Annotated in this window: 17 protein-coding genes and 1 tRNA gene; 17 read left to right on the top strand and 1 reads right to left on the bottom strand. The window is 50.2% G+C overall.

Annotated features, from left to right (window positions below; genetic code table 11):
• Positions 1-336: 336 nt before the first annotated feature.
• Positions 337-459 carry a hypothetical protein gene (locus CWE11_RS12235; RefSeq protein ID WP_275540967.1) on the bottom strand — a complete coding sequence of 41 codons (123 nt, stop codon included), beginning with the start codon at positions 457-459 and terminating at the stop codon, positions 337-339.
• An 88-nt stretch (positions 460-547) separates the two neighbouring features.
• On the opposite strand from CWE11_RS12235, the gene CWE11_RS11315 reads away from it, so the two are divergent.
• The 17 genes from CWE11_RS11315 to CWE11_RS11235 all read left to right on the top strand — a co-directional run.
• Entirely contained in the window at positions 548-1,525 is a 978-nt protein-coding gene (locus tag CWE11_RS11315) for a DUF4382 domain-containing protein (RefSeq protein WP_241971791.1), read from the top strand.
• A 173-nt stretch (positions 1,526-1,698) separates the two neighbouring features.
• Positions 1,699-2,454 carry a glycerophosphodiester phosphodiesterase gene (locus tag CWE11_RS11310; RefSeq protein WP_126777739.1) on the top strand — a complete coding sequence of 252 codons (756 nt, stop codon included), beginning with the start codon at positions 1,699-1,701 and terminating at the stop codon, positions 2,452-2,454.
• Between the two features lie 89 nt (positions 2,455-2,543).
• Positions 2,544-3,071, top strand: coding sequence for a hypothetical protein (locus CWE11_RS11305; RefSeq protein WP_126777738.1), 528 nt, complete (start codon positions 2,544-2,546; stop codon positions 3,069-3,071).
• 178 nt (positions 3,072-3,249) lie between these two features.
• Positions 3,250-3,326: transfer RNA gene (locus tag CWE11_RS11300), tRNA-Trp, on the top strand.
• Positions 3,327-3,359: 33 nt separating this feature from the next.
• Positions 3,360-3,737: a preprotein translocase subunit SecE gene (gene secE, locus CWE11_RS11295; protein WP_126777737.1), complete on the top strand. Its 378-nt coding sequence runs from the start codon at positions 3,360-3,362 to the stop codon at positions 3,735-3,737.
• An 11-nt stretch (positions 3,738-3,748) separates the two neighbouring features.
• Complete coding sequence (nusG, locus tag CWE11_RS11290) at positions 3,749-4,294, top strand: transcription termination/antitermination protein NusG (protein WP_126777736.1); 546 nt, start codon at positions 3,749-3,751, stop codon at positions 4,292-4,294.
• A gap of 116 nt (positions 4,295-4,410) precedes the next feature.
• Entirely contained in the window at positions 4,411-4,839 is a 429-nt protein-coding gene (gene rplK / locus CWE11_RS11285) for a 50S ribosomal protein L11 (RefSeq protein WP_126777735.1), read from the top strand.
• A 6-nt stretch (positions 4,840-4,845) separates the two neighbouring features.
• A complete protein-coding gene (gene rplA, locus CWE11_RS11280; RefSeq protein ID WP_126777734.1) occupies positions 4,846-5,547 on the top strand; it encodes a 50S ribosomal protein L1 in 702 nt (233 codons plus the stop codon).
• A 252-nt stretch (positions 5,548-5,799) separates the two neighbouring features.
• Positions 5,800-6,318 (top strand): 50S ribosomal protein L10, encoded by a 519-nt coding sequence (gene rplJ / locus CWE11_RS11275; RefSeq protein WP_126777733.1) that lies wholly within the window; start codon positions 5,800-5,802, stop codon positions 6,316-6,318.
• Positions 6,319-6,366: 48 nt separating this feature from the next.
• Positions 6,367-6,741 (top strand): 50S ribosomal protein L7/L12, encoded by a 375-nt coding sequence (rplL, locus tag CWE11_RS11270; protein WP_126777732.1) that lies wholly within the window; start codon positions 6,367-6,369, stop codon positions 6,739-6,741.
• A 211-nt stretch (positions 6,742-6,952) separates the two neighbouring features.
• Positions 6,953-10,981, top strand: coding sequence for a DNA-directed RNA polymerase subunit beta (rpoB, locus tag CWE11_RS11265; RefSeq protein ID WP_126777731.1), 4,029 nt, complete (start codon positions 6,953-6,955; stop codon positions 10,979-10,981).
• Positions 10,982-11,069: 88 nt separating this feature from the next.
• The gene (gene rpoC / locus CWE11_RS11260) at positions 11,070-15,293 is read left to right on the top strand and encodes a DNA-directed RNA polymerase subunit beta' (RefSeq protein WP_126777730.1); all 4,224 of its coding nucleotides are present in this window, start codon (positions 11,070-11,072) and stop codon (positions 15,291-15,293) included.
• Between the two features lie 216 nt (positions 15,294-15,509).
• Positions 15,510-15,944: a hypothetical protein gene (locus CWE11_RS11255; protein ID WP_126777729.1), complete on the top strand. Its 435-nt coding sequence runs from the start codon at positions 15,510-15,512 to the stop codon at positions 15,942-15,944.
• 271 nt (positions 15,945-16,215) lie between these two features.
• Positions 16,216-16,590, top strand: coding sequence for a 30S ribosomal protein S12 (rpsL, locus tag CWE11_RS11250; protein ID WP_126777728.1), 375 nt, complete (start codon positions 16,216-16,218; stop codon positions 16,588-16,590).
• 76 nt (positions 16,591-16,666) lie between these two features.
• Complete coding sequence (gene rpsG / locus CWE11_RS11245) at positions 16,667-17,137, top strand: 30S ribosomal protein S7 (protein WP_126777727.1); 471 nt, start codon at positions 16,667-16,669, stop codon at positions 17,135-17,137.
• 40 nt (positions 17,138-17,177) lie between these two features.
• Entirely contained in the window at positions 17,178-19,322 is a 2,145-nt protein-coding gene (gene fusA, locus CWE11_RS11240) for an elongation factor G (RefSeq protein WP_126777726.1), read from the top strand.
• 55 nt (positions 19,323-19,377) lie between these two features.
• Positions 19,378-19,618 (top strand): GTP-binding protein (locus tag CWE11_RS11235; RefSeq protein WP_241971699.1); only part of this gene is annotated, 241 nt, incomplete at its 3' end.

Here is a 19,618-nt window from a genome sequence, read left to right as displayed (position 1 = left end):
ACTGGGTCTGGTATCGCTGATGGACAGTTACCATCAGCTCAAATGTAACCTATGAACCGCCGTGGTACGGAACCGTATGCCCGGTGGTGTGAGAGGACGGAGGCCAGGAGGCCTCCTCCTACTCGATACCAACCACGGCGCGAAGGCATCGTAGCCAACGCAATGCGTTGGGTTTCCCACCCTCACACCCAACGCATTGCGTTGGCTACGGCCATCACCCGGCGACGGCATTGCTTTCAATCACCGCTCCCAACGCATTGCGTTGGCTACGGCCATCACCCGGCGACGGCATTGCTTTCAATCATCGCTCCCAACGCATTGCGTTGGCTACGATTATCATCCGGTGACGGCATTACTTTCAATCACCGCTCCCAACGCATTGCGTTGGCTACGGCCATCACTCGGCGACGGCATTGCTTCCAACCATCGCTCCCAACGCATTGCGTTGGCTACCATCATGACGTTTGAACTTTCTTTACAATCTTGGGGGAATAAAGCTGCTATTACTTACGTTAACCTATCGTTGATACGCCATAGGAGAGAAAAGATGAACTTTAAATTGAATCGCGTCATGCAAGCGACGGCTATCGCAGCCCTGACGGTTGGTGCTTTGAGCGCCTGTGATTCCTCAAGTGATGATGGAAACACTGCTATTTTTTCTTTAGGGCTGAGTGATGCGCCTGTTGATTCTGCCGAGCGAGTTCTGGTGTGTTTTTCAAGTGTCGAGCTGGTTGGGAATGGTCTTCCACCGCAACGTTTTGATGTTGGCGGTGACAACGGTGCTGTGCCTGCCAACGATTTGTGTCTGGATGACTCTGGGAATCCAATTCCTGGCACGAAAGGCGTTGATTTGCTGACGTTGCAAGGCGCGACGGCTGAAGATCTGATTTTAAACGCTGAAGTTCCGGCGGGCCAGTACGGTCAATTGCGCCTAGATATCGCAAATGGCAGTGAGGTGGAATTAACGGATGGCTCAATTGAGCGTTTGCGCGTGCCTTCAAATCAACTGCGCTTGGATGGCGTAACCTTGACTGCCAACCAAACATTCAACTACACCTTGGAGTTTGATCTGCGCAAAGCAATGGTAGCGCCTCCGGGGCAGGATGGCTTCCTGTTGAAGCCTCGTGGTCTCCGTCTTGTGGATAATGCTGAGGTGGGTCATATCGAAGGCGAGGTCGCTGAAGTCCTGTTGATTGAGAACGAGTGTACAGTGGCACCGGAAGATATTTCGAATCCAGTGGCTGCGGTTTATTTGTTCACGGGCCATGATGTGGCTTTTGAAGACATGGCTGATAACAGCGACGATGAAAACGGTCCGTATGCAAGCACAGCGGTGTTCTATGACGGTGCGGCGAGCTATCCGTTCGAGATCGGCTTTATTCAAGCCGGGCAGTACACGATTGCGGTGACCTGTGACACCGAGGATGATCCTGAGGAAGCGACTGAGCTTGAGTTCTTCCACAGCGAGAACATCACGATTGAAGCAGGTGTGACGCTCGACATCGTAGTCGGCGATAACGGCTAACCCCCCCAAGGGTGCACTGGCACGGAGTGTGTGTCAGTGTGCTTTTTCTAAAGTGCACGGAATGCACTTGGTACCGAAAACCTCACTGTGGCGAGGCTGCCAGGGATGGCTTTTCTTGCTGTGGCTTTTTTCAGGTATACTTGAGATTCATCCATAGCATGCTCAGGTAGCGAATGACCGAATGGATTAGCCATCGTGGGTTTATCTTTGATGATGAAGGAAAAACACCACGCCGGACTGAAAATACGCGCGCCGCGTTTGATGCAGCCATCGCGCTCAACTTTACTCACCTAGAAACCGATCTGCGCACCTCGCGAGATGGTCATATTGTCCTTTGTCATGATCCTGATTTGAAGCGTGTGAGTGGCCAGGACATTCCCATTGACCAACTAACCCGCAAGGAACTCGAGGCGCTTTCATTAGCTCACGGCGAATCCTTATTCTTTTTTGATGAGCTACTTAATCACTATGGCCATTTGAATTGGATTCTCGATATCAAACCTGAGCAGGCCGAGCGCACGGTTCAGGTCCTCGAGGCGCTCGCGGCAGATGGAGAAGTTGCTCGCTTCCTTCGAGAACAAGTTCGCTACTTATTTTGGGACCGCGACCATCAGCAGAAACTGACGCATGTGATGCCGGAGGCATTTTGTCTTGCTCGTCAGAACGCTTGTTACCGGGCAGGTGTTGCAACATTAATTGGTTTGCCCGGCGTGGGCGGAATTGAGTCCGGTCAGTATTATGCGGTGCCACCGAAGGTGGGTGGCGTTCCAGTTCTCTCGTCAACGCTCGTCTCGCGTTTTCATGCACAGGATGCTCGGGTGATTGGATATCTTCCAACGTCGGCTCAAGAGCATGAAACGGCTCTTCAGGCTGGAGTAGATCAGCTACTTACCAATTATGCTCATCTGAAAGTCAAAACCAATTCGTAGCCAACTTCACCACCGGTCGCTTTGCATCGTTAACGGAATGTCGATAACCTCGGGTCTCTGACGATGTTGTACTTACAAGGATGTGACCGATGTTTCATGTGTTGTTTCACCGATTTATGGTTTCTACCGCTCTGTTTCTTGCGGCAACTATAAGTGCTCCCGCCATTGCCCAGACTGAAGGGCACGCCACATTTCGCTTTGGCGTGGGTGTAGGAACTGAGTATGGTGGCCTCGGAGGGCAGGTCAGCCGCACGACTTCGACAGATCGGTGGACGCTAGGTGCTGGACTTACGAGTACGTCGACGTTTTACGGCGAAACTTACGGCATTGCGCTGACTTACCAGCGTCTCGATTGGATTGGTCAGAATTCGACTCGTCCGGATCGCCATGGTCTTGGCGTGTTTATCGGTCCGGTTGGCAGCAGCCACCGGAGCACTTTTTCTGATGGCCAATGGGATTCTCGGAGCTCGACGACATATGGGGCGGGGGTTCTCTATAACTTTTTCCCGCAGGGAGCTAATCAACGGAGTTGGATTTTAGGTCTGTCGGCTGGGTATGGCTCGGATTCCGTCCGGAATGTGACATCCGTCGGATTTAATTTAGGTTATCAATTTTAAATTTATCGGCTTAAATCAAAGCAGCGCTGAAGGCGATCCACGGCGCTTCTTCGCTTGCTTTTGGGCGCGTCATGGGTATAATGACGCGTCCATTCTGAATGCCTCATAAAAACCTCCCTTTGATTGCCACGATGTAGTGCAAGGTTGGTCTGCCTTCAGAATGAAGAAAAGTTTCTCCAGGGGTGTAGTTCCAATTGGTAGAACAGCGGTCTCCAAAACCGACGGTTGGGGGTTCGAATCCCTCCACCCCTGCCAGTTTTTAGCTGAATCAACGTAGGTCCGGCAATAATGAGTGAAAAAACAGAAAACCAAGGCAATCCAATGGATGTCGTGAAGTGGGTTGTCGTAGGTCTGCTGCTCGCAGGCGCAGTAATCGGAAATAACATCTACGGTGACATGTCAGTTGTGTTGCGTGCGGCGGGCGTTGTCATCGCTGTTGCAGTAGCGGCATTTGTTGCATCACAAACGACAAAAGGTCGGGTTTTCCTCGGTTTTGCTAAAGAAAGCCGCACTGAAGTGCGCAAGGTTGTATGGCCAACGCGGAAAGAAGCATCACAGACAACACTTATCGTGCTTGTCGTGACATTAATCGTCGCCCTTATTCTTTGGGGTCTAGACGGTATTCTCGTGCGGGTTGTTGGCCTCGCGACCGGTATCACCGTTTAAGGAGCTGAGCTATGACTGAACCGAAGAAAAAACGTTGGTATGTCGTACAAGCCTTCTCAGGATACGAAGGGCGTGTAGCGAAAACCCTTGCTGAGTACGTGAAAACGCACGGCATGGAAGAGAAGTTCGGTCAGATTCTCGTACCTACCGAAGAAGTCGTGGAAATGAAGGGCACCCAGCGCCGTAAAAGCGAGCGCAAGTTTTTCCCAGGATATGTTCTGGTTGAAATGGTCATGGACGAAGATACGTGGCACTTAGTGAAGAGTACGCCGCGGGTCTTGGGCTTCATTGGCGGGACTGCAGAGCGCCCAGCACCGATTTCGCAAAAAGAAGCAGATTTAATTCTCAACCGACTGACCGAAAATGCTGATCGTCCGCGTCCGAAAACCCTGTTTGAGCCAGGTGAAGTGGTTCGCGTCAATGACGGTCCATTCGCAGACTTCAACGGAACCGTTGAAGAAGTCGACTACGAAAAGAGTCGCGTCAAAGTTTCAGTATCTATTTTTGGCCGGTCCACGCCGGTTGATTTGGATTTCGGACAAGTCGAAAAGGCTTGATCATGGTGGCGGATTCCTATACAATCCGCCTCCGTTTTTTCACATTTGGGAAGCCGTTTGAGTAAGTCTCCTCTTGGCTTACGAGGCGTTTAACCCAATAAAACAGAGGTTTAATCATGGCTAAGAAAGTTTCTGCCATCATCAAGCTGCAAGTAGCAGCCGGTGCGGCAAACCCTTCACCGCCAGTTGGTCCAGCATTGGGTCAACACGGTGTGAACATCATGGAATTCTGTAAAGCGTTCAACGCGGCAACTGACCAGCTCGAAAAGGGCGCGCCAGTTCCAGTTGAAATTTCAGTCTTCGAAGACCGTTCTTTCACATTCATCACCAAAACCCCTCCTGCGGCTTTCTTGCTGAAAAAAGCGGCTGGTATCAAGAGTGGTTCAGGACGTCCTAACACTGAGAAAGTGGGAACTGTTACCCGTGCTCAGTTGGAAGAGATCGCAAAGATGAAAGAACCGGACCTGACCGCTGCTGACCTCGATGCTGCTGTTCGCACCATCGCCGGTTCTGCGCGTTCAATGGGTCTTAAGGTAGAGGGGTAAGGCACCATGGCACGTTTAACTAAGCGCATGCGCGCAATCCGTGAAGCGGTCGACAACAGCCGTGATTACGAAATCAATGAAGCACTCACGCTTTTGAAAAAGCTTGCGACTGCGAAGTTCACTGAAAGCGTTGACGTAGCAGTTAACCTCGGTATCGACGCGCGTAAATCAGACCAAAACGTTCGTGGTGCAACAGTACTGCCAAACGGCACTGGCCGTGACGTTCGCGTTGCGGTATTTACTTCAGGTGCAAATGCTGAGAAAGCCAAAGCCGCCGGTGCAGACCTCGTCGGTATGGAAGATCTCGCTGAGCAAGTGAAGAAAGGCGAAATGAATTTTGACGTCGTTATCGCATCGCCAGACGCAATGCGCGTTGTAGGTATGTTGGGTCAGATCTTGGGTCCACGTGGTTTGATGCCAAACCCGAAGACCGGAACTGTGACGCCAGACGTTGAAACTGCAGTTAAGAACGCGAAAGCTGGTCAGGTTCGGTACCGTAACGATAAGAACGGTATCATTCACTGCACTATCGGCCGCGTTGATTTCGACGACGTGAAGCTGAAAGAGAATTTAGAAGCATTGTTGATTGCGCTGAAAAAAGCGAAACCTTCAACTGCGAAAGGCGCGTTCATTCAACGCGTGAGCCTGTCAACTACGATGGGTGCTGGCGTACGGGTCGACCAAGGTACATTGGACGTCCGTAGCTAATTAAATCTGTTTAAGTTTTAGGGTTGGAGTCGCCTCTCATTATGATGTGGCTCCCATCCAAGACCGCAGGCGCCATTCCCGAGAGGTAATGGCTTAATCTTTGAAAGCCTGCGCAGATGGTGATATCCAGCTCAGACTCTCTGGGTAGAGATTCACCGTGACAAGGCGATGAGAAGTGTATTTGCATGACTCATCACATTGTAACGTCAAGCCGAAGGCGTAAGCCGGAAGCTTATAAAAGAGGTGATACTAGTGGCACTAGGTTTAGTAGCAAAAAAGGCAATCGTTAAAGAAATTAACGATGTTGCTCAAGAAGCTCTATCCGTCGCTGTTGCTGAGTATCGTGGAATGGAAGTTGCAGAGCTGACCAAACTGCGTCGTCAAGCTCGTGCTCAAGGTGTGTATCTGAAAGTTATTCGGAACACATTGGCAAAGCGCGCTCTTGAAGGCACTAAGTTTGAAGACATCGAGCCTGCACTGAAAGGTCCATTGGTTTACGGGTTTTCTATTGATGCACCAGGAGCCGCTGCGCGCCTGCTCAAAGATGCCCAGAAAGAATCAAAGCACCTGAAAGTGACAGCATTGTCTATCGGTTCTGGTTTGCTCGGTCCTGAGAAACTCGAGGCTGTTGCATCACTTCCGACACGCGACGAAGCGTTGGCAAAATTGCTTGCGACCTTCAAAGCGCCTGTTACCAAGTTCGTTCGTACTATCAACGAAGTACCTACGAAGTTTGTACGCGTTTTGTCGGCAATCAAAGACGCCAAATAAGCGATTTAACAATTTACTTTTATTTACATAACCCAGGAGTTTAGAGAAATGGCTCTGACTAAAGAAGATATCTTAAACGCGATCGCTGAAATGCCAGTAATGGAACTGGTTGAGCTGATCGAAGCTGCTGAAGAAAAATTCGGTGTTGACGCGTCTGCTGCTGTTGCAGTAGCTGCTGGTCCTGCTGCCGCTGCTGAAGCTGCAGAAGAGCAAACTGAGTTCACAGTAATGTTGAAGTCTGCTGGTGCGAACAAAGTTGGCGCAATCAAAGCAGTACGTGCAGCAACTGGACTTGGCCTGAAAGAAGCGAAGGCGTTGGTTGAATCAGCTCCAGTAGCGGTTAAAGAAGGCATCTCTAAAGGCGACGCTGAAGCACTGAAGAAAGAGCTTGAAGAAGCTGGTGCAGAAGTTGAGATCAAGTAAGACACTTGATTCGCAACGAGGCCTTTAACGGCTTTGGCCTGGTGACTATATAGTCACCAGGCTTTTTGCGCTAAAAAGGATACATCCGATTTTCCTGTGTTGCAGGGTGTATCGACAACGAAAATACAGGCGAACGGATTGTGACGAAATCTGTTGGCAGCCATCATCCAATTGGTGGCTCGGGTCAGAAATCAGCTAGCTGAGGAACCCCATGGCGTACTCCTACTCTGAAAAAAAACGTATTCGTAAGGACTTTGGAAAGCGCCCGCAAGTGCTTGAAGTCCCTTACCTGCTCTCAATTCAGCTCGACTCATTCAAAAAGTTCATTGACGCCGATCCAGAAGGCGAATACGGACTTGAAGCGGCGTTCCGTTCCGTCTTCCCGATTGCGAGCTATTCTGGTAATGCTGAATTGCAGTATGTCAGTTACCGTCTAGGTGACCCTGTTTTTGACGTGAAAGAATGTCAAATTCGTGGCGTCACTTACTCTGCTCCTTTGCGTGTTACCCTGCGTATGGTCATGTATGACAAAGACGCGCCTGCGGGAACTATTAAGCAAATAAAAGAGCAGGAAGTCTACATGGGCGAAATTCCGCTCATGACTGAAAACGGGACCTTTGTTATTAATGGGACCGAGCGGGTTATCGTCTCTCAGCTGCATCGTTCTCCTGGTGTGTTCTATGATCACGATCGTGGAAAAACACACTCTTCAGGAAAAGTTCTCTATAACGCACGCGTGATTCCTTACCGTGGTTCTTGGTTGGACTTCGAGTTCGATCCAAAAGACAACGTATTTGTACGGATTGACCGTCGCCGGAAGCTACCAGCGACCATCATCTTGCGTGCGTTAGACTACACCGACGAGCAAATCCTCGAGATGTTCTTTGAGAAGAACAACTTCGAGATCCGTCGCGACAAAGTATTTATGACCTTGATTGCCGAGCGTCTGCGTGGTGAAACCGCATTGTTCGAAATCAAGAGCCCAGACGGTGATGTAATCGTCGAAAAAGGCCGTCGCGTGACAGCTCGTCACATCAAGCAGCTTTCTGATCTCGGCATTAAAGAGATGGAAGTGCCGCTTGATTACCTCGTTGGCAAAGTGCTAACCAAAGATTACGTTGAGAAGAAGACCGGTGAAGTCGTTGCGAAAGCAAACGATATCATTACGCTCGAGCTCTTAGCGAAGTTGCGTGAAGCTGGCTTCAAGAAATTTGAAACCCTGTTCGTCAATGATTTAGATCACGGCCCATACGTGAGCGAAACCCTGCGCATTGACCCAAGCAGCAATCGCCTCGAAGCCTTGGTTGAAATCTATCGCATGATGCGTCCAGGCGAGCCGCCCACGAAAGAAGCGGCTGAAAGCTTGTTTGAAAACCTGTTCTTCTCTGAAGATCGCTATGACCTCTCAACGGTCGGGCGCATGAAGTTCAACCGTCGCCTCGGTCGCGATGAGTTGACCGGTGCCGGTACCCTGAGTCGTGAAGACATCGTCGATGTTATGCGCAAGCTGATCGAGATCCGGAATGGCCAAGACGTGGTGGATGATATCGATCACCTTGGTAACCGTCGTATCCGTTCGGTCGGTGAAATGGCAGAAAACCAATTCCGTGTGGGCTTGGTCCGTGTAGAGCGTGCGGTGAAAGAGCGTCTGAGTTTGGGCGATCTGGATGCCATCATGCCGCAAGACCTGATCAACGCGAAGCCAATTTCTGCAGCGGTGAAAGAGTTTTTCGGTTCGAGCCAGCTGTCTCAGTTCATGGACCAAAACAACCCATTGTCAGAAGTGACGCACAAGCGTCGTATTTCTGCGCTAGGTCCAGGCGGTTTGACCCGTGAGCGTGCGGGCTTCGAAGTTCGTGACGTTCACCCGACGCACTACGGTCGTCTGTGTCCAATCGAAACGCCGGAAGGTCCAAACATCGGTTTGATCAACTCATTGGCAACCTTCTCACGGACCAACGAGTACGGTTTCCTAGAAACCCCGTATCGGAAAGTCGAGAAAGGTGTGGTGTCTGATGACGTTGAGTATTTGTCTGCTATCGAAGAAGGCAAATATGTGATCGCCCAGGCGAACATTATCCTCGACGACAACGGCAATATCGTTGAAGACTTGGTGCCGTGCCGCCATAACGGCGAGTTCACGCTGACCACAAAAGAACAAGTCCAATTCATGGACGTTGCGCCGCAGCAGATCGTATCGATCGCAGCGAGCTTGATTCCATTCCTTGAGCACGATGACGCTAACCGTGCCTTGATGGGTTCAAACATGCAACGTCAGGCGGTTCCTACCCTGCGTGCGGATAAGCCGCTGGTCGGGACCGGGATTGAGCGGACGGTTGCAGTCGACTCAGGTGTAACCGTTGTTGCGAAGCGGGGTGGTGTTGTTGATTATGTCGACGCAGCCCGTATCGTGGTGAAGGTCAATGAAGAAGAGATGGTCCCAGGTGAAGCGGGCATCGACATCTACAACCTGACCAAGTATACCCGTTCAAACCAAAATACGTGTATTAATCAGAAGCCTTGTGTGAAAGATGGTGAGCCCGTCATGCGTGGAGATGTTCTCGCAGACGGTCCGTCAACGGACTTAGGTGAGCTGGCACTGGGTCAAAATATGCGCGTGGCGTTTATGCCATGGAATGGTTACAACTTCGAAGACTCGATCCTCGTTTCTGAGCGTGTCGTGCAAGAAGACCGGTTAACCACCATCCACATTCAGGAACTGAACTGTGTGGCGCGTGACACCAAATTGGGTGCTGAAGAAATCACTGCCGATATCCCGAACGTGGGTGAGTCTGCGCTGAGTAAGCTAGATGAATCTGGCGTTGTATATATTGGTGCAGAAGTGAACGGTGGCGACATCTTAGTGGGTAAAGTAACGCCAAAAGGCGAAACGCAGCTGACCCCAGAAGAGAAGCTCCTCCGTGCAATCTTCGGTGAAAAAGCCTCTGACGTAAAAGACAGTTCATTGCGCGTACCAAATGGTGTGAGTGGAACCGTTATTGACGTTCAAGTCTTTACCCGTGATGGTGTCGAGAAAGATAAGCGTGCTTTGGATATCGAAGCGATGCAGCTGGCTCAGGTGAAGAAAGACCTCACCGATGAGTTCAAGATTCTTGAAGAAGGTCTGTATGCGCGGGTTCGTACCTTGCTACTTGGAAACGGTTTTGATGAGTCAAAATTGGCGTCTATGGAGCGAGCGAAGTGGTTAACTCAGAACCTGAAAGATGAGTCTGCTCAGCAAGATCTTGAGCACATTGCGCAGCAGTATGAAGAGTTACGCAACGATTACGACAAGCGCTTTGAAGAGAAGCGTCGCAAGATTACCCAAGGTGATGATTTACAGCCGGGTGTCCTGAAGATCGTAAAAGTTTACCTTGCGGTGAAACGTCGCATCCAGCCAGGTGACAAGATGGCAGGTCGTCACGGAAACAAAGGTGTTATTTCCACCATCGTTCCTGTTGAAGATATGCCTTACGATGAGAACGGCGAGCCGGTCGATATCGTATTGAACCCGTTGGGTGTTCCTTCGCGGATGAACGTCGGACAGATTCTTGAAACCCACCTGGGTGCTGCGGCACGGGGTATCGGGAAGCGGATCGAAGCGATGCTTGTTGAGCAGCGTAAGATTGCCGAGTTGCGTGAGTTCTTGCAGAAAGTCTATGACATCGGGAAAGGTCGTCAGGACGTTGACATCAAGAGCTTCACCGACGAGGAAGTGTTGCGCCTCGCAGAGAACCTGAAAAAAGGTCTGCCTGTTGCGTCACCGGTATTCGACGGTGCGATAGAGACGGAGATCAAAGAGCTTCTCGATATCGCAGGTTTGCCGACCTCAGGTCAGGTTAAGCTATTTGACGGTCGCACGGGTGATACCTTTGAGCGTCCAGTAACGGTCGGTTACATGTACATGCTGAAGTTGAACCACTTGGTGGACGATAAGATGCATGCGCGTTCAACCGGTTCGTACAGCTTGGTCACGCAGCAGCCGTTGGGTGGTAAAGCACAGTTCGGTGGTCAGCGCTTCGGTGAGATGGAAGTGTGGGCCCTTGAAGCTTACGGAGCGGCGTATACGTTGCAAGAAATGCTGACGGTGAAATCGGATGACGTGAACGGCCGGACGAAGATGTACAAGAACATCGTCGACGGCAACCACGAAATGGATCCGGGTATGCCTGAGTCGTTCAACGTATTGCTGAAAGAAATCCGTTCGCTCGGTATTAATATCGAGCTGGAAGACGAGTAAGCACCGTATCGCATACGCGAAACGCATTGAGTAAGCGCCGCCGGAGGTTTCGGCCTCCGGCTAGGTTAACTCCGACAGGAGATGAAACGTGAAAGATTTATTGAAGTTTCTGAAGCCAATGAAAGACAACGAAGAGTTCGATCGGATTCGAATCTCTTTGGCCTCACCTGATCAGATTCGTAGCTGGTCTTATGGGGAAGTTAAAAAGCCGGAAACCATCAACTACCGGACATTCAAGCCAGAGCGGGACGGTTTGTTCTGTGCACGAATTTTTGGTCCAGTGAAAGACTACGAGTGTTTGTGCGGCAAGTACAAGCGCTTGAAGCACCGTGGTGTGATCTGTGAGAAGTGTGGCGTTGAAGTCACCCTGACCAAAGTACGTCGCGAGCGTATGGGTCACATTGAACTGGCAAGCCCAGTTGCTCACATTTGGTTCTTGAAGTCGCTACCAAGCCGGATTGGCTTGATGCTCGACATGACGCTTCGGGATATCGAGCGCATCCTGTACTTCGAATCGTATGTTGTCATTGACGCGGGAATGACCACCTTAGAAGTGGGTTCATTGCTGGGTGAAGAAGAATATTTGGATTCACTCGAAGAGTTCGGGGATGACTTCGAAGCGAAAATGGGTGCAGAAGCGATTTTGCATTTGTTGCGTGAAGTCGATCTGGAAGGTCAAATCAAAGCATTGCGTGAAGAATTGCCGGAAACCAACTCAGAGACTAAGCGCAAGAAGATTACCAAACGTCTTAAGTTGCTTGAGTCGTTCCATCAGTCAGGCAACAAGCCTGAGTGGATGATTCTCCAAGTGCTGCCTGTGTTGCCGCCGGATTTGCGTCCGTTGGTACCATTGGACGGCGGCCGCTTTGCGACCTCTGATTTGAACGACCTTTATCGTCGTGTGATCAACCGGAATAACCGTTTGAAGCGTCTTCTTGACCTTGCAGCTCCAGACATCATTGTGCGCAATGAAAAGCGGATGTTACAAGAAGCGGTTGACGCGTTGTTGGATAACGGCCGTCGCGGACGTGCAATCACCGGTTCAAACAAGCGCCCATTGAAGTCTCTTGCAGACATGATCAAAGGGAAGCAAGGTCGTTTCCGTCAAAACCTTCTTGGTAAGCGTGTTGACTACTCAGGTCGTTCGGTGATTACCGTCGGTCCGAAACTGCGTTTGCACCAGTGTGGTTTGCCGAAGAAGATGGCGCTTGAGCTGTTCAAGCCGTTTATCTATGGCAAGCTCGAAGGGCGTGGTCTTGCAACCACGATCAAAGCAGCGAAGAAAATGGTTGAGCGGGAAACCGCGGAAGTATGGGATATCCTCGACGAAGTAATTCGCGAGCATCCGGTGCTTCTGAACCGTGCACCGACCCTCCACCGTTTGGGTATCCAAGCGTTTGAGCCGGTGTTGATCGAAGGTAAAGCGATTCAGTTGCACCCATTGGTGTGTGCGGCCTACAACGCAGACTTCGACGGTGACCAAATGGCTGTCCACGTTCCATTAACGCTCGAAGCGCAAATGGAAGCACGTGCACTGATGATGTCGACCAACAACGTGTTGTCGCCTGCATCGGGTGAGCCAATTATCGTTCCTTCACAGGACGTTGTTCTTGGTGTGTATTACATGACGCGTGAGCGCGTCAACGGCAAGGGTGAGGGCATGTCCTTCAAGAGCCCGAAAGAAGCCGAGAAAGCATACCGGACGGGCATGGCTGAACTGCACGCCCGCGTAAAGGTTCGCATTAAAGAAGTGCTCTTCACTGAAGAAGGTGAGCGGACCGAAGAAGTGAAAATTGTGGACACGACCGTTGGCCGTGCCATTTTCTCACTGATTCTGCCTGAGGGAATTCCCTATGACGCAATCAACCAAAACATGGGCAAGAAGCAAATTTCACGCTTATTGAACCGTGCATACCGGGATTGCGGTCTGAAGCGCACCGTTATTTTTGCTGACCAATTGATGTACACCGGTTTCCATTATGCGATGGTGTCTGGTGCATCGGTCGGTATCAATGACATGGAAATTCCAGATGCGAAGTCTGTGATCATTGAAGATGCAGAAAAACAAGTTGCTGAAATTCAGGAGCAGTTTGAGCAAGGTCTCGTAACCGCGGGTGAGAAATACAACAAGGTTATCGATATCTGGTCAACGGCGAATGAAAAAGTCTCGAAAGCGATGATGGAAAACCTCTCGAAAGAGCAGGTCACCAACGCGAAAGGCGAGCAAGAAGAGCAGCAATCATTTAACTCAGTTTATATGATGGCCGACTCTGGTGCACGGGGTAGCCCCGCGCAGATTCGTCAGCTCGCAGGTATGCGGGGTCTGATGGCGAAACCAGATGGCTCAATCATCGAAACGCCGATCGTTGCGAACTTCCGTGAAGGTCTGAACGTTCTTCAGTACTTCATCTCAACCCACGGTGCGCGGAAAGGTCTTGCGGATACCGCATTGAAAACCGCGAACTCGGGTTACTTGACGCGTCGTTTGGTCGACGTTGCACAAGACCTTGTCATCAATGAGCCAGATTGTGGCACCTTGGATGGCTTGACGATGAAGCCGTTGATCGAGGGTGGTGATGTTGTAGAGCCGCTGCGCGAGCGTGTATTAGGCCGCGTGGTGTGTGATGACGTCCTAATTCCTGGAACGGATAAAGTCTTGTTGCCACGCAACACGCTGCTCGACGAAAAGAACTGCGACATCCTTGAAGAACATTCAATTGATGAAGTAAAAGTTCGTTCAGTTATTACCTGTGACAGCATCCACGGTGTCTGTGGACACTGTTATGGTCGTGACTTGGCTCGTGGCCACATGGTCAACGAAGGTGAAGCGATCGGGGTTATCGCTGCACAATCAATCGGTGAGCCAGGCACGCAGTTAACGATGCGTACCTTCCACATCGGTGGTGCGGCATCACGGGCATCGGCAGAAAGCGCGGTGCAAGTGAAGAATGCAGGTCGCATTAAGTTACACAACGCGAAAACCGTTGAGAACAGTGACAAGCACTTGGTGATTACATCGCGTTCAGCTGAATTGACGCTGATCGACCAGCACGGTGCAGAACGTGAGCGCTATAAAGTGCCTTACGGTGCGGTATTGAAGAAGCGTGATGGGGATGAAGTTGCTGCTGGTGAAACCGTGGCAAACTGGGATCCGCATACACACCCAATCATTACCGAGGTGGCAGGTAACATTAAGTTCGTTGACATGATCGACGGCGTGACAATCACCACGCAAACAGACGAACTGACCGGCCTGAGCAGCACCGTTATTCTGGAAACAGGACAACGGACAAGCGCTGGGAAGGACATGCGTCCAACGGTGAAGTTGGTCGACGCGAAAGGTAAAGACGTGATGATTCCTGGCACCGACATGCCAGCTCAGTACTTCTTACCAGGCGGCGCAATTGTCAGCTTGAACGATGGTTCAACGGTAAATATCGGGGACACCCTTGCGCGTATTCCGCAAGAAGGGTCGAAAACTCGTGATATTACCGGTGGTCTCCCGCGTGTTGCCGACTTGTTCGAAGCGCGGAAACCGAAAGAGCCTGCAATTCTTGCAGAAGTCACTGGAACCGTGTCATTTGGTAAAGAAACCAAAGGCAAGCGTCGTTTAATGATTACTCCAATGGATGGTGGCGATCATTACGAAGAGATGATTCCGAAGTGGCGCCAGTTGAACGTCTTCGAAGGGGAACAAGTGACACGTGGTGAAGTTATCGCGGATGGTCCAGAAGCCCCACAAGATATTCTGCGCTTGCGTGGTATCTCTGCCGTTGCGAACTATATCGTCAACGAAGTTCAGGAAGTTTACCGTCTGCAAGGGGTAAAAATTAACGATAAGCACATTGAAGTCATCGTACGTCAGATGTTGCGTAAAGTAATTATTACCAATGCAGGGGATTCTGAGCTACTCGAAGGCGAACAGGCAGAATACTCGAAAGTGGTTGAAATCAACCGCGCGCTCGAAGCGGCGGGTAAAATGCCTGCGCGATATGAGCGTCAGCTGCTTGGTATTACCAAAGCGTCACTTTCAACGGAGTCGTTTATTTCTGCGGCCTCGTTCCAAGAGACCACACGTGTATTGACCGAAGCTGCTGTACAGGGCAAAGAAGATGCACTACGTGGACTGAAAGAAAACGTCATCGTAGGGCGTCTGATCCCAGCCGGTACTGGTTTTGCTTATCATCAAGAGCGGCAGCGTAAACGCCGCGCGGCGATGGCAACCACGATCACCGCAGCAGAAGCAGAGCAACAGCTCAGCGAAGCACTGAACGAAGGGTCTGATAAAGACGAATCTTCAGACGCAGAGTAATCGATTGCGTATCGAAAAATGAAAAGGCCCTTCGGGGCCTTTTTTGTTAGTCACGTACGTTTCTCCTGGAGCAATCTTTGCGATAAGGTGAGTTAGTTGCTAGTCTCGGAGGGCATTACGAAACACCATTATGTTAAAAAAGACAAAAAGACAAAAAGACAAAAAGACAAAAGGACAAAAGGACAAAAGGACAAAAGGACAAAAGGACAAAAGGACATGAAAACGTTAATTAGCCTTATTGCGATTGCTTTATCAACAATTACGCTTCTTTCCACTCCAGCCAATGCCGCATCAAAACCGACCCAAATTCCTTCCGACGCACTGTCATGTAATAAGAGCTGCGTCGAATTAGTCCATTTGGGACAACAGCACCTTGTGGTCGGAATCAACAACGCGGGAGAAATCTTCTATGTGCATCCGCTTAACTTACCGAGAGATGCGGCACATATAGGCGAGTTTTCAATTGCAGATACGCAGCAGTTCTACACGCAGAGTTCGGGCGAGTCTGTGACTTCCTCTGAGCAGCGTTATCTCACGGCTAGTGAAATCATTGTGGTCACCCCGTATTTACATTATGACGCAGACGGAAATTTAATTAATGTGCAAGTGAGTGAGGTGCGTTTCCCCCGAGACGATGTGCAAGAGCAGTAATCGTTTTTGATCGGGCGGCACATCGATGTGCCGCTCAGCCAACTGCCATCAGTCGCTATCACGCTTTCATCCCCCTACCTCAAATACGCCTCGCCGCGTTTGCTTGACAGTGCAAGGAATGACCTATAAAATTCGGCCTCCCCAATTTCGGGGATTCAACCGTTTTTATGGTACCGATTTAGCGACTGATACCATGAAAACTGGCGGAGTGCTTGGGTGGATATCCACACGAGCACTTTAGCTTGTTGTAAATGAATTATTTGGAGAAACCATGGCAACAGTTAACCAATTAGTGCGCAAAGGACGCAAGAAGCCGGTTGAGAAAAGCAACGTTCCGGCTCTGCAAGCTTGCCCACAGAAGCGTGGCGTATGTACTCGCGTATATACCACCACCCCTAAAAAACCAAACTCAGCATTGCGTAAAGTATGTCGTGTGCGTTTGACCAACGGTTATGAAGTAACTTCATACATCGGTGGTGAAGGCCATAACCTGCAAGAGCACAGTGTCATCTTGATTCGTGGCGGTCGTGTAAAAGACCTGCCAGGTGTGCGTTATCACACCGTTCGCGGCGCACTTGACTGCGCTGGCGTAAAAGATCGTAAGCAAGGCCGTTCTAAGTACGGCGTTAAGCGGCCTAAATCTTAACGGTTCTCCGTTCGAGTAAGGCCAAACTAAAAATTTGTAAGTTTTGGGTTATCCCTGAAGATATCGGAGAATTCTAATGCCTAGAAGACGCGTCGTCGGTCAACGTAAAATCCTGCCGGACCCTAAGTTCGGATCAGAGTTGTTGGCAAAGTTCATCAACGTTGTCATGGTTGATGGTAAAAAATCAGTCGCTGAAAATATCGTATACGGTGCTTTAGACATCGTTGCGCAAAAAGCTGGAAAAGATCACCTCGAAGTATTCGAAGGTGCGCTGGATAACATCCGTCCTGCGGTTGAGGTTAAATCTCGCCGTGTAGGTGGTTCGACCTATCAGGTGCCAGTAGAAGTTCGTCCTGTTCGTCGTAACACGCTGGCAATGCGCTGGATGGTCGACGCTGCACGCGGCCGTGGTGAAAAATCTATGGCTCAACGTCTGGCGGGTGAAATGCTAGATGCTTCTCAGAACAAAGGTTCTGCAGTGAAGAAGCGTGAGGACGTACACCGCATGGCAGAAGCAAACAAAGCGTTTGCTCACTATCGCTGGTAATCAATTCACGCTCAAATCTCTAATTTAAGAGGAAGCAATTGTGGCAAGAAAAACATCGATTGAGCGCTACCGTAATATCGGTATCTGTGCTCACGTAGACGCAGGTAAAACCACCACCACTGAGCGTGTACTTTTCTACACCGGTTTGTCACACAAACTGGGTGAAGTACATGACGGCGCTGCAACCACCGACTGGATGGAGCAGGAGCAAGAGCGTGGAATTACCATCACGTCTGCAGCTGTTACCTGTTTCTGGAAAGGTATGGATGCACAGTTCGAAGAGCACCGTGTAAACATCATCGACACCCCGGGACACGTTGACTTTACCGTTGAGGTAGAGCGTTCATTGCGTGTACTGGACGGTGCTGTTGTTGTTCTGTGTGCATCATCTGGTGTACAGCCGCAAACTGAAACGGTTTGGCGTCAGGCCAACAAATATGAAGTTCCACGTATGGTTTTCGTCAACAAGATGGACCGTATGGGTGCAGACTTCATGAACGTTGTGAAGCAGATGAAAACCCGTTTGGCAGCTGTTGCTGTTCCAATCCAGATTCCAATTGGTGCGGAAGAAGACTTCAAAGGGGTTGTTGACCTCGTGAAAATGAAGGCCATTAACTGGAACGAAGACGACCAGGGGATGACTTTCACTTACGAAGCGATCCCAGCGGATCTGCAAGACGAAGCAGAAGAGCTGCACAATGAGTTGGTTGAAGCTGCGGCTGAAGCGAACGAAGAGCTCATGAACAAGTACCTTGAAGAAGGTGAGCTGACTGAAGCAGAGATCAAGCAAGGTTTGCGTGAGCGGACATTGAATGGCGAGATCGTGCCTGTTCTGTGTGGTTCTGCATTTAAGAACAAAGGCGTTCAAGCGGTTCTTGACGCGGTTATCGAATACTTGCCGTCACCAACGGAAGTAAAAGACATCCGTGGTCTAGACGAGAAAGGCGAAGAAATGCGTTGTGGTTCAAGTGACGACGAGCCGTTCGCGGCACTCGCGTTCAAAATCGCAACTGACCCGTTCGTAGGAACGTTGACGTTCTTCCGCGTTTACTCAGGTGTTGTAAACTCAGGTGACTCAGTTTACAACTCAGTGAAAGAGAAGAAAGAACGTTTCGGCCGTATCGTGCAGATGCACGCGAATGACCGTCAAGAACTGAAAGAAGTTCGTGCAGGTGACATCGCGGCTGCAATCGGCTTGAAAGACGTCACGACGGGTGACACCCTGTGTTCACACGATCGCATCGTTGTTCTTGAGCGGATGGAATTCCCAGAGCCGGTCATCTCGGTTGCTGTTGAGCCGAAGACTAAAGCAGACCAAGAGAAAATGGGTATTGCCTTAGGTAAATTGGCTGCAGAAGATCCGTCTTTCCGCGTGAAAACCGATGAAGAGTCAGGTCAGACGATCATCTCTGGTATGGGTGAACTTCACCTTGATATCATCGTTGATCGTATGAAGCGTGAATTTAAGGTTGAGTGTAACGTCGGTAAACCACAAGTTGCGTACCGTGAAACGATCCGCAAGAAAGTGGAAATCGAAGGCAAGTTCGTTCGTCAGTCTGGTGGTCGTGGTCAGTACGGTCACGTTTGGTTACGTATGGAGCCACTTGAGCTTGATACGTCGCCTGCTAAGAAAGACGAAGAAGAGCGCGCAACTTACGAGTTCGTAAACGAAATCGTTGGTGGTGTGGTACCAAAAGAATACATCCCTGCCGTTGACAAAGGTTGTCAAGAGCAGATGCAGAACGGTGTACTTGCAGGCTTCCCAGTATTGGGCGTCAAGGTCACCTTGTTCGATGGTTCTTACCACGATGTTGACTCAAACGAAATGGCGTTTAAGATCGCCGGTAGCATGGGCTTCAAGAAAGGTGCCCTGCAAGCGAACCCAGCACTGCTAGAGCCAATCATGCAGGTTGAGGTTGTTACCCCTGAAGACTTCATGGGTGACGTAGTAGGTGACTTGAACCGTCGTCGCGGTATGATCGAAGGGATGGACGATGCCCCAGGTGGACTGAAGCAAGTACGTGCTCAGGTTCCGTTGGCAGAAATGTTCGGTTATGCAACCGACTTGCGTTCACAAACTCAAGGTCGTGCATCGTACGCGATGGAATTCTTGAAGTATCAAGAAGCGCCAACGAATGTCGCTGAAGCAGTTATCGCTGCTCGTGCAACCAAAGACAAAGAATAGTTGAGGTCTGGTCCCGGTCCTCGGACCGGGCTTTAAACTTAAAAAGGAAATAGCAATGGCTAAAGCAAAGTTTGAACGTTCTAAGCCGCACGTAAACGTAGGTACTATCGGTCACGTTGACCACGGTAAAACTACGCTTACGGCCGCGATCACCACTGTCCTTGCAAAGCACTACGGTGGTTCTGCTCGCGACTTCGCACAAATTGACAATGCGCCAGAAGAGAAAGCGCGTGGTATCACCATTTCTACGTCACACGTAGAATATGACACGCCGACGCGTCACTATGCGCACGTTG

Origin of the sequence: Aliidiomarina sanyensis, assembly GCF_003987175.1 — a bacterium.
Taxonomy (GTDB): domain Bacteria; phylum Pseudomonadota; class Gammaproteobacteria; order Enterobacterales; family Alteromonadaceae; genus Aliidiomarina; species Aliidiomarina sanyensis.
The sequence above is the reverse complement of the archived record's forward strand: the minus strand, read 5'-3'. Positions and strand labels throughout refer to the sequence as shown.

Coding starts and splice junctions, on each gene's coding strand:
- CWE11_RS11315 (WP_241971791.1), top strand. CDS start 548: ATGAACTTTAAATTGAATCGCGTCATGCAAGCGACGGCTATCGCAGCC.
- CWE11_RS11310 (WP_126777739.1), top strand. CDS start 1,699: ATGACCGAATGGATTAGCCATCGTGGGTTTATCTTTGATGATGAAGGA.
- rplK (WP_126777735.1), top strand. CDS start 4,411: ATGGCTAAGAAAGTTTCTGCCATCATCAAGCTGCAAGTAGCAGCCGGT.
- rpsG (WP_126777727.1), top strand. CDS start 16,667: ATGCCTAGAAGACGCGTCGTCGGTCAACGTAAAATCCTGCCGGACCCT.
- CWE11_RS11255 (WP_126777729.1), top strand. CDS start 15,510: ATGAAAACGTTAATTAGCCTTATTGCGATTGCTTTATCAACAATTACG.
- rplL (WP_126777732.1), top strand. CDS start 6,367: ATGGCTCTGACTAAAGAAGATATCTTAAACGCGATCGCTGAAATGCCA.
- CWE11_RS11305 (WP_126777738.1), top strand. CDS start 2,544: ATGTTTCATGTGTTGTTTCACCGATTTATGGTTTCTACCGCTCTGTTT.
- rpoB (WP_126777731.1), top strand. CDS start 6,953: ATGGCGTACTCCTACTCTGAAAAAAAACGTATTCGTAAGGACTTTGGA.
- CWE11_RS12235 (WP_275540967.1), bottom strand. CDS start 459: ATGATGGTAGCCAACGCAATGCGTTGGGAGCGATGGTTGGAAGCAATG.
- nusG (WP_126777736.1), top strand. CDS start 3,749: ATGACTGAACCGAAGAAAAAACGTTGGTATGTCGTACAAGCCTTCTCA.
- rplA (WP_126777734.1), top strand. CDS start 4,846: ATGGCACGTTTAACTAAGCGCATGCGCGCAATCCGTGAAGCGGTCGAC.
- secE (WP_126777737.1), top strand. CDS start 3,360: ATGAGTGAAAAAACAGAAAACCAAGGCAATCCAATGGATGTCGTGAAG.
- rpsL (WP_126777728.1), top strand. CDS start 16,216: ATGGCAACAGTTAACCAATTAGTGCGCAAAGGACGCAAGAAGCCGGTT.